At 57.2% G+C, this 15,035-nt stretch carries 15 protein-coding genes; all 15 read left to right on the top strand.

Annotated features, from left to right (window positions below; all coding sequences use genetic code 11):
• Positions 1 to 41 precede the first annotated feature (41 nt).
• The 15 genes from fabV (at position 42) to EY643_RS14230 (ending at position 15,029) form a co-directional block, all read left to right on the top strand.
• Positions 42 to 1,232, top strand: a complete 1,191-nt coding sequence (gene fabV, locus EY643_RS14300) for an enoyl-ACP reductase FabV (protein ID WP_153239870.1) — start codon at positions 42 to 44, stop codon at positions 1,230 to 1,232.
• Between the two features lie 3 nt (positions 1,233 to 1,235).
• A complete protein-coding gene (locus EY643_RS14295; protein ID WP_240732713.1) occupies positions 1,236 to 2,072 on the top strand; it encodes an MBL fold metallo-hydrolase in 837 nt (278 codons plus the stop codon).
• A 170-nt stretch (positions 2,073 to 2,242) separates the two neighbouring features.
• On the top strand, positions 2,243 to 3,820 hold the full coding sequence (locus tag EY643_RS14290; protein ID WP_153239869.1) for a FadD3 family acyl-CoA ligase: 1,578 nt from the start codon (positions 2,243 to 2,245) through the stop codon (positions 3,818 to 3,820).
• A complete protein-coding gene (locus tag EY643_RS14285; protein ID WP_153239868.1) occupies positions 3,817 to 4,314 on the top strand; it encodes an Lrp/AsnC family transcriptional regulator in 498 nt (165 codons plus the stop codon). Before EY643_RS14290 ends, EY643_RS14285 begins: the two co-directional genes overlap by 4 nt.
• On the top strand, positions 4,304 to 4,768 hold the full coding sequence (locus tag EY643_RS14280) for an Lrp/AsnC family transcriptional regulator (protein ID WP_153239867.1): 465 nt from the start codon (positions 4,304 to 4,306) through the stop codon (positions 4,766 to 4,768). Before EY643_RS14285 ends, EY643_RS14280 begins: the two co-directional genes overlap by 11 nt.
• Positions 4,769 to 4,782: 14 nt before the next feature.
• Entirely contained in the window at positions 4,783 to 5,658 is an 876-nt protein-coding gene (locus EY643_RS14275) for a CoA transferase subunit A (RefSeq protein ID WP_153239866.1), read from the top strand.
• 17 nt (positions 5,659 to 5,675) lie between these two features.
• Complete coding sequence (locus EY643_RS14270; RefSeq protein ID WP_153239865.1) at positions 5,676 to 6,476, top strand: CoA-transferase subunit beta; 801 nt, start codon at positions 5,676 to 5,678, stop codon at positions 6,474 to 6,476.
• Between the two features lie 3 nt (positions 6,477 to 6,479).
• Positions 6,480 to 7,544, top strand: a complete 1,065-nt coding sequence (locus EY643_RS14265; RefSeq protein ID WP_153239864.1) for an NAD(P)H-dependent flavin oxidoreductase — start codon at positions 6,480 to 6,482, stop codon at positions 7,542 to 7,544.
• Positions 7,545 to 7,557: 13 nt separating this feature from the next.
• Positions 7,558 to 8,310, top strand: a complete 753-nt coding sequence (locus EY643_RS14260) for an enoyl-CoA hydratase family protein (protein WP_153239863.1) — start codon at positions 7,558 to 7,560, stop codon at positions 8,308 to 8,310.
• Between the two features lie 9 nt (positions 8,311 to 8,319).
• Positions 8,320 to 9,486: an acyl-CoA dehydrogenase gene (locus EY643_RS14255; protein ID WP_153239862.1), complete on the top strand. Its 1,167-nt coding sequence runs from the start codon at positions 8,320 to 8,322 to the stop codon at positions 9,484 to 9,486.
• A gap of 3 nt (positions 9,487 to 9,489) precedes the next feature.
• The gene (locus EY643_RS14250) at positions 9,490 to 10,536 is read left to right on the top strand and encodes an acyl-CoA dehydrogenase family protein (protein ID WP_153239861.1); all 1,047 of its coding nucleotides are present in this window, start codon (positions 9,490 to 9,492) and stop codon (positions 10,534 to 10,536) included.
• A 16-nt stretch (positions 10,537 to 10,552) separates the two neighbouring features.
• Positions 10,553 to 11,701 carry an acetyl-CoA C-acetyltransferase gene (locus tag EY643_RS14245; RefSeq protein ID WP_153239860.1) on the top strand — a complete coding sequence of 383 codons (1,149 nt, stop codon included), beginning with the start codon at positions 10,553 to 10,555 and terminating at the stop codon, positions 11,699 to 11,701.
• A gap of 14 nt (positions 11,702 to 11,715) precedes the next feature.
• The gene (locus EY643_RS14240) at positions 11,716 to 12,603 is read left to right on the top strand and encodes an SDR family oxidoreductase (RefSeq protein ID WP_153239859.1); all 888 of its coding nucleotides are present in this window, start codon (positions 11,716 to 11,718) and stop codon (positions 12,601 to 12,603) included.
• 54 nt (positions 12,604 to 12,657) lie between these two features.
• A complete protein-coding gene (locus EY643_RS14235) occupies positions 12,658 to 13,830 on the top strand; it encodes an acyl-CoA dehydrogenase family protein (RefSeq protein WP_153239858.1) in 1,173 nt (390 codons plus the stop codon).
• A complete protein-coding gene (locus tag EY643_RS14230) occupies positions 13,827 to 15,029 on the top strand; it encodes an acyl-CoA dehydrogenase family protein (protein ID WP_153239857.1) in 1,203 nt (400 codons plus the stop codon). The genes EY643_RS14235 and EY643_RS14230 overlap by 4 nt, the downstream gene beginning before the upstream one ends.
• Positions 15,030 to 15,035: the final 6 nt, after the last annotated feature.

The following is a 15,035-nucleotide window of genomic DNA, read 5'->3' as shown; positions in this document are numbered from 1 at the left end:
CTCCCGGCCTTGGAAACTATTCAAGCCAGGATTTTTAGCCAATGATCATCAAACCACGCGTTCGCGGTTTTCTCTGTATTACTACCCATCCCACCGGCTGTGAGGCCAATGTCAAAAAGCAGATCGACTACGTAAAGTCCCAGGGTGTGCTGGCTGACGGACCCAAGCGCGTATTGGTGATCGGTGCCTCCACCGGCTATGGCCTGGCGTCCCGGATCAGTGCTGCCTTTGGGTCGGGCGCGTCCACACTGGGAGTTTTCTTCGAGAAAGAGGGCACTGAACGCAAGCCCGGCACCGCAGGCTGGTACAACTCAGCGGCTTTCCACAAGTTTGCTGGCGAGGAAGGTTTGTATGCCAAGAGCATTAACGGCGATGCATTTTCCGACGAGATTAAGCAGAAGACCATCGAGACAATCAAGGCCGATATGGGCCAGGTGGATCTGGTGGTCTACAGCCTGGCCGCGCCGCGCCGCCAACACCCTGTCACGGGTGAGATACACAACTCAACACTCAAGCCCATCGGCAAAGACACTGTGCAGAAGGGTGTTAACACCGACAAGGAAGAGGTGCAGGACTTCCATATCGAGCAGGCCAACGATGAAGAAATCGCTAACACCGTGGCGGTTATGGGCGGTGAAGACTGGCAGATGTGGATCGAGGCCCTGGATGCGGCCGGAGTACTGGCCGAGGGCGCCAAGACGACAGCTTATACCTACATCGGTGACAAGCTCACCTGGGATATCTACTGGCACGGCACCATCGGTGCGGCCAAGAAAGATCTCGACAAGCGCGTTGTCGATATTCGCGAACGCCTTGCCGCCAAGGGTGGTGATGCGAGGGTTTCCGTACTCAAGGCCGTGGTCACGCAGGCCAGCGCGGCCATTCCCGCCATGCCGATTTATCTGGCGCTGCTGTTCAAGGTGATGAAAGAGAACGGCAGTCACGAGGGTTGTATTGAGCAGGTCGATGGCCTTTTCCGCGATTCACTGTATGGCGCCGAGCCCTATCTTGATGAGGACGGCCGCTTGCGGGCAGATCGTAAGGAGCTGGATCCTGCAGTTCAGGCTGCAGTTGCTGATCTGTGGCAGGACATCAATACCGAGACACTGAGAGAGCTTTCCGATTTCGCGGGTTACAAGCGTGAGTTTCTGCAGCTGTTTGGTTTCGAGGTCGATGGTGTTGATTACGACGCCGATGTCGATCCGATAGCCAACATCGAGAATATGGTTTAAGTCATGCTTGATCACGGCGTACCTTTTCGGCTGAACCCACTGGTCAGGCGTATTGTTGCGCCTAATCCAGGTGCTATGACTGGCGCGGGCACCAATACCTACCTGCTGGGCGACGAACAGGTTGCGGTACTGGACCCTGGCCCGGCGATCCCCTCGCATATCGACGCGATTCTTGAGGCGGGCGGCGACCGGATTAAATGGGTGGTTTGCACTCACACGCATGTTGATCATTCCCCTGCCTGGAAGGCGATTGCTGAGGCCACCGGCGCCAAGCCGTTGGGAATGTCTCCTGGTGACAATATGTTTCAGGATGAGACCTTCAAGCCTATCTGGGAGCTTGAACACGACGATGTGTTGCGCAGTGATGAGTTTACCCTCAGGGCCATCCATACCCCCGGCCACGTGAGTAATCATTTCTGCTTCTTTCTGGAGGAGGAGCGCATGCTGTTCGCCGGCGACCACATCATGAATGGCTCCACCGTGGTGATCGTGCCTCCCAGCGGCGATATGAAAGCGTATATCGAATCGCTGCAATTACTGTTGCGCTACGACTTGCACCTGATAGCGCCCGGTCACGGCGAGGTGATGGAAGATTCCAGGGCTATTGTGGATTGGTTGGTGAATCACCGCCTGCAACGCGAAGCGAAGGTCATCAAAGGCCTGCAGAGCATTGGCAGGGCTGGGCTGGACACGTTGGTAAAGGTGGTTTACGACGATGTGGACGAGGGCCTGCACGAGATGGCCAAGCTTTCCATGAGCGCTCATCTGATCAAGTTGCACCATGAGAATCGAGCCCTGCAGCATCCGGAAGACGACACCTGGGAGTTGATCACTCTGTAAAGACGGGCGCCCCTGTATTCTTAGAGCTTCTGCGAATAACGCCGTTAATTTTAAGAATAAATAACGCTATTCGTAGAAAATTGAACCAATAGTTACGAAATCCGGTTGTTGCTCGTCCGCTAGCGGCCTATTATTGCGCCTCACTTGTTTGCATGAGGACGCCAGCTACCATGCCGGATTCCTACCAGCCCCGAACTCTGCCCCAGTTAGTGGCCGAAGCCGCTGCCCAGCACGGTGATCGCACTGCTATTACCGATGGCGATGTGCAGTTGAGCTATACGGGGCTCGATGCGGCACGTGTCGAGGCTGGCCGGGCTTTTATTGCAGCGGGACTTGAAAAGGGCGACCGTATCGCGATCTGGGCGCCCAATATCTATCAGTGGATTATTGCTGCCCTCGGCGCCCAGTCAGTGGGTGGTGTGCTGGTGCCCTTGAATACCCGGATGAAGGGCGCTGAAGCGGCCTATGTGCTCAACGCCAGTGGCGCAAGGTTGCTATTCACCGTGGGGGAATTTCTCGGGGTAAATTACCCTGCTTTACTCGAGGGCCAATCTCTGCCGGCTCTGGAGAGTACGGTGATGCTCGATGGTGGTTTGGGCGGCCCGGCCTGGGAGGATTTTCTCGCTGCCGGAGAAGCTATTGCCGCTGGCGAGGTGGCAGCCAGAGCCGCGCAAGTTGTGCCCGATGATGTGCTGGATATTCTCTACACGTCAGGCACGACGGGCAATCCCAAGGGGGTGGTGACCTGCCACGGACAGAACATTCGCACTTTCGAAAACTGGAGTGCCACTGTTGGTCTGCGCGCAGACGACAATTACCTGGTGATCAATCCTTTTTTCCACTCCTTTGGCTATAAGGCCGGGTGGCTGGCTGCAATCATTCGCGGCGCCCATATTCTGCCGGTGCGCAGTTTTGATTTGGACGAAGTGCTGGCGCAGATCGCTCGCGATCGCATTTCCATGATCCCTGGCCCTCCGACGATCTATCAGTCACTGCTAGCCCATCCTCGACGCCACGAATTCGATCTTTCCAGTTTGCGCCTGGCCGTGACCGGGGCCGCACCGGTGCCTGTGGCGCTGGTCGACCAGATGCGAGGTGAACTCGGCTTTGAAGTTGTTGTTACCGCCTATGGCCTCACGGAATCCTGCGGCGTGGTTTCCATCTGTCGCGCTGATGACAGTGCCGAGCGAATTTCCCACAGTTCTGGTCGCGCCATGGATGGTGTGGAGATGAAGTGCGTGGACAGCGAAGGCAATACCGTCGCTCCAGGTGCAGAGGGAGAAATCTGGTTCAGGGGTTTCAATGTTATGCGCGGTTACCTTGATAACCCCGAGGAAACGCACAAGACCATTACTGAGGATGGCTGGTTGAAAACCGGCGATGTCGGGGTGATGGATGAAGATGGCTATGTTCGCATTACCGATCGCATCAAGGACATGTTCATTGTCGGTGGATTCAATACGTACCCGGCTGAAATAGAGAACATTCTCTGCTCCATGCCCGGAGTAGCGCGCGCTGCGGTGATCGGGGTTCCCGATGAGCGCATGGGCGAAGTGGCGCATGCCTATATAGTGGTTGAGGCTGGTGTTGATATTGACGAGGCTGCGGTTATCGCCTGGTCGCGTGAGCAGATGGCGAACTACAAAGTGCCTCGTAGCGTGGGGTTCCTTCAAGAGTTTCCCATGAACGCAGGCGGAAAAATCCTTAAAAACAAATTGCGTGATCTGGCCGCTGAGGAGTCACGGTGAATTTCGCTGCCAGCACCGATAACTCCGGGCCATCCATCGACCTGGACGAGACGGACATCGGAATCATCGAATTATTGCGTACGGATGGCCGCATGCCATATCGCGCCATCGCACGTGAATTGAACATTACCGAAGCCACGGTGCGCAGCCGGGTTCGCCGGCTGGAAGAAACCAACACCATGCGCGTGGTAGCGGTAACCGACACCCAGGCGGCAGGTTTCGATATGTTGCTCGCCGTCGGGGTTCAGGTAGAGGGCAGGGCACCGGAAGAGGTGGCGCGCGAACTCGCACAGATACCGGAAGTGTTCTCGGTGAACGCAGTGGTGGGCACCCACGATATAGAAATCCTCGTTGTCGCCGCCGACCAGCAGGGCCTGAATACCCTGCTCAGTGAGACGCTGGCGACGCTTGCTGGAGTGTGCAAGCTGACCCCTTCACTCGCGGTGGACGTACTCAAGAATCAGCCGGACTGGGTGCCATTCCATGACGCGTAAGCTCGACGAAGTCGACAAGGCTATTGTCGAACGGCTGGCGCCCGATGCACGGATTAGCAATCGCGAGATTGCCGAGAGTCTGGGCGTCAGTGAGGGCACGGTGCGCGCGCGGATCAAGCGCATGGAAGAAGAAAAGCAGGTGCGCATCACCGCGGTGACCAATATCGATCGTTTCGAAAATCACGCGCTCGCGTACATCTGGATAGAAGTAGAGCGCAGTGATCAGGCCCGGCAGGTCGCCAGCAAATTGTCAGAAGTGGAAGAGCTCGGGTTCGTAGGTGTGATGCTCGGTCGCTCCGACATTCTCGCCATCACGATGGTGCGTAATGCTGAACACCTGGCCCAGTTCGTCCACGCAAGAATCACTAGTATCGACGGGGTGCGGCGCACAGAAAGCACGCTCGGGGTTAATTTTATCAAGCACGATTACCGCATGGCGCGGATCGTCAGTTAAGTAAGGAAAACGATATGAACAAGCAGATGACAGCGGCTGACGTCGTCGCCCAACTGGAAGATGGTATGACCATCGGTATTGGCGGCTGGGGCCCCCGGCGTAAACCCATGGCTCTGGTGCGGGAGATTCTGCGCTCCGATATCAAGGACCTGACTATCGTGTCCTACGGCGGTGCCGACGTGGGTATGCTGTGTGCAGCGGGCAAAGTAAAGAAGGTGGTTTTTGCCTTTGTATCGCTGGATTTTATTCCTCTTGAACCCTACTTCCGCAAAGCGCGTCAGTCTGGCTCTATCGAGGTGATGGAAATCGACGAAGGCATGATGTTGCTGGGCCTGCGCGCTGCCGCCTGGGGAGTGCCCTATATACCTACTGAAGTGGGGCTGGGTACTGATATCGTCACTAAAAACCCTGACATCAAAGTTGTCGACAGCCCCTATGACGACAAAGAGTGGGTTGCCATGCCCGCACTGAAACTCGACGTATCGCTCATTCATGCCGACCGGGCTGATGACCGGGGTGTGTGTCAGATAGCCGGGCCGGACCATTATATGGATGACTGGTTTGCTCGTGCTGCCGACAAGACCTTCGTCTCCTGTGACGAGATGGTAGATAGCCAATACTTCCACGACCCTGCCCAGGCTCGCCTGGTGCACTGGGAACGCTCCCAGACCACTGGTGTGGTTGAAATTGCCGGCGGGGCTCATCCGACTTCCTGCTCACCGGCGTACGGTTTTGATGTGCCGCACTTCAAGGCATATACCGGTTCCGCGAAGGAGGAGACCGGGTTTCAGGGGTATCTGGACACGTTCCTCGGAGCCAATGAGGAAGAATATCAGCAGAATGTGGGTGGCCTTGACGCTATCCGTGCCATTGAACTGCCCACTTACTGATCGGCGAGGAGAGAGAAATGACTGTAGCAAGCGATTACACCCTGGCCGAACTTTGCATCGTGGCCGCAAGCAAGGCTTTTGCGAATGACGGCGAAGTACTCGCCACGGGCATTGGCGTGATTCCACGCCTGGCAGCCAGCCTGGCGATGAAGACATCGAATCCGGATCTGATGATGACTGACTCAGAAGCCTGGATGCTGAGCGAGCCTAATCCCATCGGCAAGCGCGGTGACGACCACGTGCAAGCCAATGAGAGTTGGATGGGCTTCTCCCGTATCTTTGACAATGTCTGGAGCGGGCGGCGTCACGCGATGTTGGGTCCTACCCAGATCGACAAATACGGGCAGACCAACACGTCCGCGTTGGGCGGGACCTACGAGGCCCCCAAGGTGATGATGCTGGGCGCCCGCGGCTTCCCGGGAAACTCTATTTCACATCCCAATAGCTTTTTCGTTCCCAGCCATAACACGCGCGTGTTCATGGAAGGTGAGTGTGATTTCGTATCGTCCATTGGTTACAACCCTGAGCGCTTGCCCAAAGGGCACAGTCTCGACGATATCGATATCCGCCTGATTGTCACCGATCTGTGCGTCATGGATTTTGGTGGCCCTGATCATCAGGTGCGGCTGGTGTCCCTGCATCCGGGAATCACCGCTGCGCAGGTGCAGGAGAACACCGCCTATCCGGTCTTTGTTGAGGGTGATATACCCACCACCGAAGCACCTACCCTGGAGCAGCTGGCCATCATCGCTGAGATGGATCCGCATAATCAGCGCGCCTATCAGATTAAGGACAATCCCGCCGGGGAGCGCGGCTAGGTCATGCTCCAGACGCGATTGACAGAACTACTTGGCTGCCAATACCCCATCGTGCAAACCGCGATGGGTTGGGTGGCTGATCCCAGGCTGGTAGCAGGCAGCTGCAACGCTGGCGGTTTCGGCTTTCTGGCTGGTGCGACTATTCCCGCCGATGAAATGGAACGGGATATCTTGCGGGTAAAGGATCTCACCGCTAAGCCTTTTGGTGTGAACTTCCACATGTACCAGCCCAACGCGGCTGACATTGTCGACATGGTTATTCGCCACGGCGTGAAGGCCGTGAGTTATTCGCGCTCTCCGGGTCCCGAGTTGATCGGCAAGTTAAAGGACGCCGGCGTTGTCTGCATGCCGACCGTGGGTTTACCGAAACACGCCATCAAAGCGGTGGAACTCGGCGCCGACGTGGTCACAGTGCAGGGTGGCGAGGGCGGTGGCCATACTGGCGCCATACCCACCACACTGCTGATTCCGCAAATTGTGGATGCTGTTGGCGACAAAGTGCCAGTGGTCGCCGCCGGTGGCTTCAAAGATGGCCGCGGCCTTACCGCTGCGCTTTCCTGGGGCGCCGATGGGATTGCGATGGGTACACGTTTCCTCATGACCGAGGAGAGCCCGGTGCCGCGGGAAACCTTGCAGCGCTACATCGATTGCAACAATCCGGGCGCGATCATTGTTTCCCGGGCGATGGATGGTCTGCCGCAGCGCATGATCATGAATGAACTACTCGCGGGCCTGGAGAAGGCCGGACCACTGCAGAAGCTGATCATCGCTTTGCGCAATGGCCTCGCCTTTCGTGAGCATACCGGCGCTACGTTCACCAGCCTGCTGAAGTCGGCCTGGCAAATGCACAAGGACGCCGACATTACGACCTCGCAGGCCATGATGTCGGCCAATGCGCCGATGATTATCCAGAAAGCCATGGTCGATGGGCAACCGTCTGAAGGCGTATTGCCCTCGGGGCAGGTAGCCGGTGTGATCGACCAACTGCTCAGCTGTGAAGAGCTGATGAATTCTATTGTGAGCGAAGCTGAAGAGCGGCTCAAAATACTCGCCCAGCGGGTCAATTAACAGGGAGTTGACGATGACCAAGCCCTTTACCACCAGTATTGAACACGGCATCGCTGAAATGATGCTCGATCATCCGCCGGTGAACGCCTTTGACAGTGCCGGCTGGTTTGCCATTGCCGACGAAATCGATGCACTCGGCGCGAATGATGACGTCCGTGTGATTGTAATTGGTTCCGCCAGCAAAGGTTTTTGCGCCGGCGTTGATATCAAGGAACTCGCCGCGGATGGCAGCAAGATTGTCGATGTTAACAAGGGCAATTACGAAACCTTCCGCGCCATCCATCGCAATCCCAAGCCGGTAATCGTTGCGTTGCACAACTTTGTGCTCGGCGGCGGTATCGGTATGGCGGGCGCAGCAGACATCATTGTGTGTTCAGAGTGTGCCCGTTTTGGTGTGCCCGAGATCGACCGTGGCGCCATGGGTGGCGGCGCACACCTGCAGCGCATGTTCCCGGTGCAGAAAGTTCGCTACATGTATTTTACCGGCGAGTTTATCGACGCTCAGGAGGCCTATCGTCTGGGCGCAGTTGAAAAGGTTGTGCCGCTGAATGATCTGATGGCTACCGCGCGCGAAATCGCGGCGAAAATAGCCGAGAAATCTCCCGCCATGGTCAAGCTGGCGAAGGAGGCTCTCACGGGTATTGAGGACGGTAACCTGGAAGACAAATACCGGTGGGAGCAGGGCTTTACCCTGGAAGCCTATACCGCAGGTGACTCCCAGGAATCTCGCGACGCTTTTGTCGAAAAGCGCGACGCCAAATTCTAGAGAACAATTATGGATCTTAATTTTACCGAGAAACAAAACGCCTTCCGTGAAGAAGTGCGCAGCTGGCTTGCGGCGAACGTACCTGCCGAGCCGCTGACGACTTTCGACACCGCTGAGGGTTTCGAGCAGCACCGCGAGTGGGAAGCGAAACTGAATGCGGGCTGCTGGGGCATGGTGACCTGGCCCGAAGAGCTAGGGGGGCGCGCCTGCGACCTGATCGAGTGGCTGATCTTCGAGGAAGAGTACTACAAGTCTCGCGCGCCATTGCGGGTTAACCAGAATGGTATTTTCCTGCTCGGGCCCACGCTGATGGAATACGGTACCGAAGAACAGAAAGCCCGGATCCTGCCCAAGATGGCGAATGGCGAAGAGGTATGGGCCCAGGGCTGGTCGGAGCCTAACGCTGGTTCCGATATGGCAGCGATTCGTTCCACTGCGAAGCTTGAAGGCGACAAATACATTATCAATGGCCAGAAAACCTGGTCTACTCGCGCGGTGTGGGCGGACTGGTGCTTTGGCATGTTTCGCACTGACCCTGACTCCGAGCGCCACCGGGGTCTGACTTTTATCCTCGTGCCACTGGATTCGCCGGGTATCACTGTGCGGCCGATTCCACAGCTGGATGGCTTGCCTGGTTTTGCTGAAATCTTCTTCGACAATGTTGAAGTGGATGTCTCAAATCGCCTTGGTGACGAGGGTGCAGGATGGAGTGTGGCCATGGCCACTGCCGGTTTTGAACGAGGCCTGATGCTGCGTTCTCCGGCACGCTTCCAGGAGACTGCGCGACGCCTTGTAGAGCTTTATCGTGAAAACCGTGCAGTTGCCGAGCGTGATCCGGCCGTCAAGGATGCGGTGATAAGTGCCTACATGGCGGCGGAGAGCTATTGCCTGACAACCTACCAGACAGCCTGTCGCCTGAACAAGGGGGGCAAGATCGGCGCTGAGTCATCCACCAACAAAATATTCTGGTCCGAACTCGACCAAGATATGCACGCCACCGCCATGAGTATTCTCGGTGCCCGCGCCGAACTGCTGCCCCATGCACCGGATGCGGTAGGCGTAGGCAGCTGGCTGGATGGTTGGTTGTTCTCCCAGTCTGGGCCCATCTATGCCGGTACCAACGAAGTCCAGAGAAACATTATTGCCGAGCGCATGCTCGGAATGCCGAGGAAGTAAGCCATGGATTTCACGTTTACTGAAGACCAACTGTTGTTTCAGGAATCGGTGCGCGATTTCCTCATGAACGAAATCACACCGGAGCGGATTCGTGCCAGTTGGGAAACCGAAACAGGCCGCAGTCCCGAATTGTGGGCGCAACTGGCTGAGCTCGGATTAACAGGCTTGACGGTGCCTGAAGCGCATGGCGGTCTCGGCATGAGCGAACTCGATTTCGTACTGCTGGCGCAGGAGTGCGGCTATGTCGCCCTGCCCGAACCTCTGGTCAATACCGTGCTGGTGGCGGTTCCCTTGTTGCAGGCGATGGGGGGAGAGCTGGCGGAGCTGTGGTTACCGAAAGTGGCCGCAGGTGAAGCGCGTGTGGTGGCAGGCATCGAGCAGAATATGCTGGCGGAAGACGCCCATGTCGCCGATCTCGTGCTGTGGTACACCGATGGAAAGTGGTTTGCGCTGACGCCGGAACAGATGACTTTGCAGTTCAACGAGTCGGTAGACCCGTCACGCAAGCTGTTCAGCCTGACGGTCAATGACGGCGTCGCCGCGGTGGCGACTGGCGATGAGGCATCCACGCTGCTTGAAGCCACGCGAAATCGCGGTGCTCTCGGCGCTGCTGCCCAGGCTCTGGGTCTTGCCCAGCGGATGATTGATATTTCGGTGCAGTACACCAGTGAGCGTCAGCAATTTGGCCAGGCGATTGGTGCTTTCCAGGCGGTGAAGCACCACATGGCGAATGTTGCCGTTCGCCTGGAGTACGCCAAAGCGCCGGTCCATCGCGCTGCCTATGCGATTGCGGGCGGGGAAGAGATTGCCTCACACGCGGTCTCCCAGGCGAAATTGGTCGCTTGTGAAGCGGCCAGTCTGGCAGCCAAGAACTGTATTCAGGTGCATGGCGCGATGGGGTACACCTGGGAGGTGGATCTGCATATTTTCATGAAAAAGGCCTGGGCTCTGGCCAATACCTGGGGCGACGCCGCATTCCACAAGGAGCGCGTGGCACAACATATTTTTGCTGAGGGCGCGGCACTGGGTGCCGATGGCACCTTCGGCTAATCGAGGAGATAGAATCATGGCAGATGCCTATATTGTAGATGCAGTGCGCTCGCCCACAGGGCGCCGCAAGGGAGGCCTGGCGCATGTCCACGGCGCAGACCTGGGTGCTCATGTGCTCAAGACTCTGGTCGAGCGCAATGATATTCCGGACAGCGAGTATGATGACGTGATGTTTGGTTGCGTCGATACCATCGGCCCCCTGGCCGGTGACATCGCACGCACATGCTGGCTCGCGGCCGGCTTGTCTGATGTTGTTCCCGGAACCACCATCGATCGCCAGTGTGGCTCCTCGCAGCAGGCGGTGCACTTTGCAGCTCAGGCCGTGATGGCGGGAGTGAACGATGTGGTCGTTGCCGGTGGCGTGCAAACCATGACCCAGATTCCGATCTCCTCGGCCATGACTGCCGCGGAGCCACTGGGTTTTACCGACCCGTTTACAGGCTCCAAAGGCTGGGTGGAGCGCTATGGTGATGTTCCGCCGACACAGTTTCGTTCGGCGCAAATGATTGCGGACAAATGGGATCTGTCTCGTGAAGATCTTGAGCGCTACTCACTCGAATCGCATACGCGCGCTCTGAGAGCGATTGAGGAGGGGCGTTTCGAGAGAGAGATCGCTCCGCTGGAAGGCGTGGCCACGGATGAAACTCCCCGCCAATCCACGTTGGAGAAAATGGCAGAGCTGGATTACCTGTTTGGCTGCGACAAGGTGACAGCAGCCGTTTCCAGCCAGACCTGTGATGGTTCCTCTGCGATGCTAATCGTGTCCGAAGAAGCCTTGAAACGCTATCAGCTGATACCCCGTGCGCGCATAGCGCATATGAGCGTGCGAGCTGACGACCCTATCTGGATGCTGACCGCACCGATTCCTGCGACAGAATACGCGTTGAAGAAAGCGGGTATGAGCATGAATGACATCGATTGCGTTGAAATCAACGAAGCTTTCGCTTCGGTGGCGATGGCCTGGCTGAAAGAAACCGGTTACGACCACGCTAAAACCAATGTTAATGGCGGCGCTATTGCCCTGGGGCATCCTTTGGGTGCCACCGGCACCAAGCTGATGACAACGCTGCTGCATGAACTCGAACGCAGCGGGGGCCGATATGGTCTTCAGACCATGTGTGAAGGTGGCGGTCAGGCGAACGTCACGATTCTGGAAAGACTGTAAAAAGGATAAAAGTGATGAGTGGAATTCTTGAAGGGCGTGTAGCCATTGTTACCGGTGCTGGCGGCGGCCTCGGTGCTGCCCATGCGAAAGTGTTCGCCAGTGAAGGTTGTGCAGTGATTGTCAATGACATCAACACAGACGCAGCGCAGGCCGTGGTCGATGACATCGTCGCTGCCGGTGGCCAGGCCGCGGTGAACAGCTCAGACATTACCAATTACAACGACAGTCTGAACGCGATCAAACAGGCGATTGATAGCTTCGGCACATTGGACATTGTACTGAACAATGCGGGGGTCAATCGCGATCGTATGTTCGCCTCCATGACGGAGGACGAGTGGGACACGATTATGAGTGTTCACCTGAAGGGACATTTCTGTATCAGTTCACATGCTGTGCACTACTGGCGTGGCCGGGCCAAGGAAGGGCATGAGGTCGACGCGCGAATTATCAATACGACTTCCGGTGCCGGCTTGCAGGGCTCTATTGGTCAGTCAAACTACGCCGCGGCCAAGGCTGGCATCGCCGCACTCACGCTCAACCAGGCTGCAGAATTGGGGCGCTACGGTATCACCGCCAACGCAGTGGCCCCCTCCGCGCGCACAGGCATGACCAGCGCGGTTCCAGCCATGGCCGAGCGAATGAAAAAGCCTGAAGACGGCAGCTTCGATCACTTCGCTCCCGAAAATGTTTCCAACCTGCTGGCCTGGCTTGGCTCTGTTGAAGCGGCGCATGTGTCGGGCCGTGTCTTCGAATCTGAAGGCGGGCGCATTTGCATCTGTGATGGATGGCGAACCACGGAGGGCGTCGATCGAGGCGCTGCCTGGGCGCCTGCCGAGATTGGCGAGGCTATGACTGAGTTACTGGCGCAGGAAACACCCGCCCAGAAAGTCTGGGGCACCTGAAGCCGCCTCGGAATCGATCAGAATCAGCGACGAAAATAGTTCAAGAGAACAATCATGGAATTTGCATTTACCGAAGAGCAGGAAATGATTCGCGACACTGCCGCTGCGTTCCTGGCGGAGGTGTCTACCAGCGAGGCCGTGCGCACGGCGATGGCCACCGACATCGGCTACGACGCAGAGCTGTGGCAGCGTGTTTGCGGCGAGATGTACTGGCAGGCCATTCATATCCCTGAGCAATACGGCGGCATGGGCCTGGGTTATGTTGAAGTTGTCGCAATGATGGAACAGATGGGGCGTCACTTATTGTGCTCGCCGTACTTCGCGACAGTTTGTCAGGCGGCAAACGCGTTGCTGCTGGCGGGCAGTGAGACGCAGAAAGCCCAGTGGTTGGGAGCGCTCTGCGAGCGCGGCATTACCGCGACGATCGCGAGTAACGGGGGTGTTGCTCACTGGGCTGCAGATTCTGTCACCGCTACCTGGCGCCATTGTGCCGGTGGCTTTGAACTCAATGGCGAGTATCGCTATGTCATCGACGGCCACACCGCGGAACTCATTATCGTCGCGGCGAGAGAAGAGGGCAGCAGCGGCGAGCAGGGAATAAGCCTTTTTCTCTTGCCGGCAGACGCTCCAGGTCTTCAGCGCGAGTGGCTGCCCACGATGGATCAGACGCGCAAGCAGGCCGCACTGGCACTTCAGGGAGTGGTGCTGGACGCGCAAGCTCTTGTGGGAGAAGAAGGTGCCGGCTGGGATACTTTGAGTCAGGTGCAGGATCTCGCCGCAATAGCACTCGCTGCTGAACAGGTTGGCGGTAGTCAGCAGCTGTTGGACAGCACGATCGCCTATACCAGCGAGCGGGTGCAGTTTGGTCGCACTATCGCCAGTTTTCAGGCGGTGAAGCACAAGGCCGCCGATATGATGCTGCAAACCGAAGTGGCGCGCTCCGCGATCTATTACGCAGCCTGCGTTGCCCAGGAAGCGTTGGCCGGCACAGAACTCGCGGGTGAGTTGCCCGAGGCTGCCAGCGTCGCAAAATCCTACTGTTCGGACGCTTACTTTGCTGTTGCCGGAGATGCGATGCAATTGCACGGAGGGGTTGGCTTTACCTGGGAATACGATGTGCACTTGTTCTTTAAACGCGCCAAGTCTTCAGAGCATTTGCTGGGCAATGGTGCACAACATCGAGAGCGAATAGCCGCGGCGCTTCTCGACGGGGAGGATGTGGCATGAAACTGAGTTTTAGTGCTGAGGACGAACTGTTCCGCGCCGAAGTTGCAGGGTGGCTGGCAGAAAATCTTACGGGAGAGTTCGCCAAACTCAAGTATCGCGGCGGCCCGGGGGACGAGCATATGTTCCCGCAGGAGCGTCAGGACTGGGAAAAGAGGCTGGCTGAAGGTGGCTGGACCTGTGTGGGTTGGCCGAAGGAGCACGGCGGTCGTGGCTGTAGCATTGAACAGCAGGTTATCTTTTTCGAGGAGTATGCTCGCGCCGGCGCCCCAGGGCGCGTAGGGCATATCGGGGAGGGCCTTACTGGTCCGACACTCATTGCCTTCGGCACGGAAGAACAACAACAGAAGTACTTGCCGGGTATCGTGGCGGGAACCGAATTGTGGTGTCAGGGTTACTCTGAGCCCGGCGCAGGTTCCGACCTGGCTAACGTGAAAACCAAGGCGCGCTTCGACGATGAGCAGGGCAAGTGGATCATCAATGGCCAGAAAGTCTGGACTTCTCTTGCCCATGAATCCGACTATTGTTTTGTCATTGCACGCACCGATCCCGACTCTGTTGCGCACAAGGGCCTGGGCTTTTTCCTGATCAAGATGGATCAGCCGGGTATTGATGTGCGGCCAATTGAGCAGATCACCGGCACCTCCGAGTTCAACGAAGTGTTTTTCGACGACGCCCATTGCGATGCCAGTGATATGGTTGGAGCGCCCGGTGATGGCTGGAAGGTTGCCATGGGTTTGCTCGGGTTTGAGCGTGGCGTATCAACTCTGGGCCAGCAGATGCAGTTTCAGAATGAGCTTGACGATGTCGTCGAGTTGGCGAGGGAAAACGGCGCTGCAAAAGACCCATCCATTCGCGATCGAATTGCCAGGGCGCATGCGGAGCTCAAGATCATGCGCTACAACTCGCTGCGCATGCTATCCGGGCAGAGCGGCTCTGATGGTTCCCTGCAGAAAGAAGCGTTGATCTACAAGCTGTTCTGGGCAACCTGGCACCGCAGCCTTGGGGAGCTCGCTATGGATGTGATGGGGCCAGAATGCGACATTCTCGAAGGTGGTCCATATGAATTGAGCCGACTTCAATCCATGTACCTGTTTGTGCGTTCCGACACCATCTACGGTGGCACTAACCAGATTCAGAGAAACATCATCGCCGAGCGCGGCCTGGGGATGCCTCGGGAACCGAAAGGCACAGCGAAATAGGAATAC

The sequence above is a fragment of the Halioglobus maricola genome (genome assembly GCF_009388985.1).
Lineage (GTDB): Bacteria > Pseudomonadota > Gammaproteobacteria > Pseudomonadales > Halieaceae > Halioglobus > Halioglobus maricola.
Note: the sequence above shows the minus strand (reverse complement) of the source record. Positions and strands in the feature narration are given on the sequence as shown.

Bases quoted from the DNA above. Each gene is read 5' to 3' on its own strand.
- fabV (WP_153239870.1), top strand. From the start codon at position 42: ATGATCATCAAACCACGCGTTCGCGGTTTTCTCTGTATTACTACCCAT.
- EY643_RS14295 (WP_240732713.1), top strand. From the start codon at position 1,236: ATGCTTGATCACGGCGTACCTTTTCGGCTGAACCCACTGGTCAGGCGT.
- EY643_RS14290 (WP_153239869.1), top strand. From the start codon at position 2,243: ATGCCGGATTCCTACCAGCCCCGAACTCTGCCCCAGTTAGTGGCCGAA.
- EY643_RS14280 (WP_153239867.1), top strand. From the start codon at position 4,304: ATGACGCGTAAGCTCGACGAAGTCGACAAGGCTATTGTCGAACGGCTG.
- EY643_RS14275 (WP_153239866.1), top strand. From the start codon at position 4,783: ATGAACAAGCAGATGACAGCGGCTGACGTCGTCGCCCAACTGGAAGAT.
- EY643_RS14270 (WP_153239865.1), top strand. From the start codon at position 5,676: ATGACTGTAGCAAGCGATTACACCCTGGCCGAACTTTGCATCGTGGCC.
- EY643_RS14265 (WP_153239864.1), top strand. From the start codon at position 6,480: ATGCTCCAGACGCGATTGACAGAACTACTTGGCTGCCAATACCCCATC.
- EY643_RS14260 (WP_153239863.1), top strand. From the start codon at position 7,558: ATGACCAAGCCCTTTACCACCAGTATTGAACACGGCATCGCTGAAATG.
- EY643_RS14255 (WP_153239862.1), top strand. From the start codon at position 8,320: ATGGATCTTAATTTTACCGAGAAACAAAACGCCTTCCGTGAAGAAGTG.
- EY643_RS14250 (WP_153239861.1), top strand. From the start codon at position 9,490: ATGGATTTCACGTTTACTGAAGACCAACTGTTGTTTCAGGAATCGGTG.
- EY643_RS14245 (WP_153239860.1), top strand. From the start codon at position 10,553: ATGGCAGATGCCTATATTGTAGATGCAGTGCGCTCGCCCACAGGGCGC.
- EY643_RS14240 (WP_153239859.1), top strand. From the start codon at position 11,716: ATGAGTGGAATTCTTGAAGGGCGTGTAGCCATTGTTACCGGTGCTGGC.
- EY643_RS14235 (WP_153239858.1), top strand. From the start codon at position 12,658: ATGGAATTTGCATTTACCGAAGAGCAGGAAATGATTCGCGACACTGCC.
- EY643_RS14230 (WP_153239857.1), top strand. From the start codon at position 13,827: ATGAAACTGAGTTTTAGTGCTGAGGACGAACTGTTCCGCGCCGAAGTT.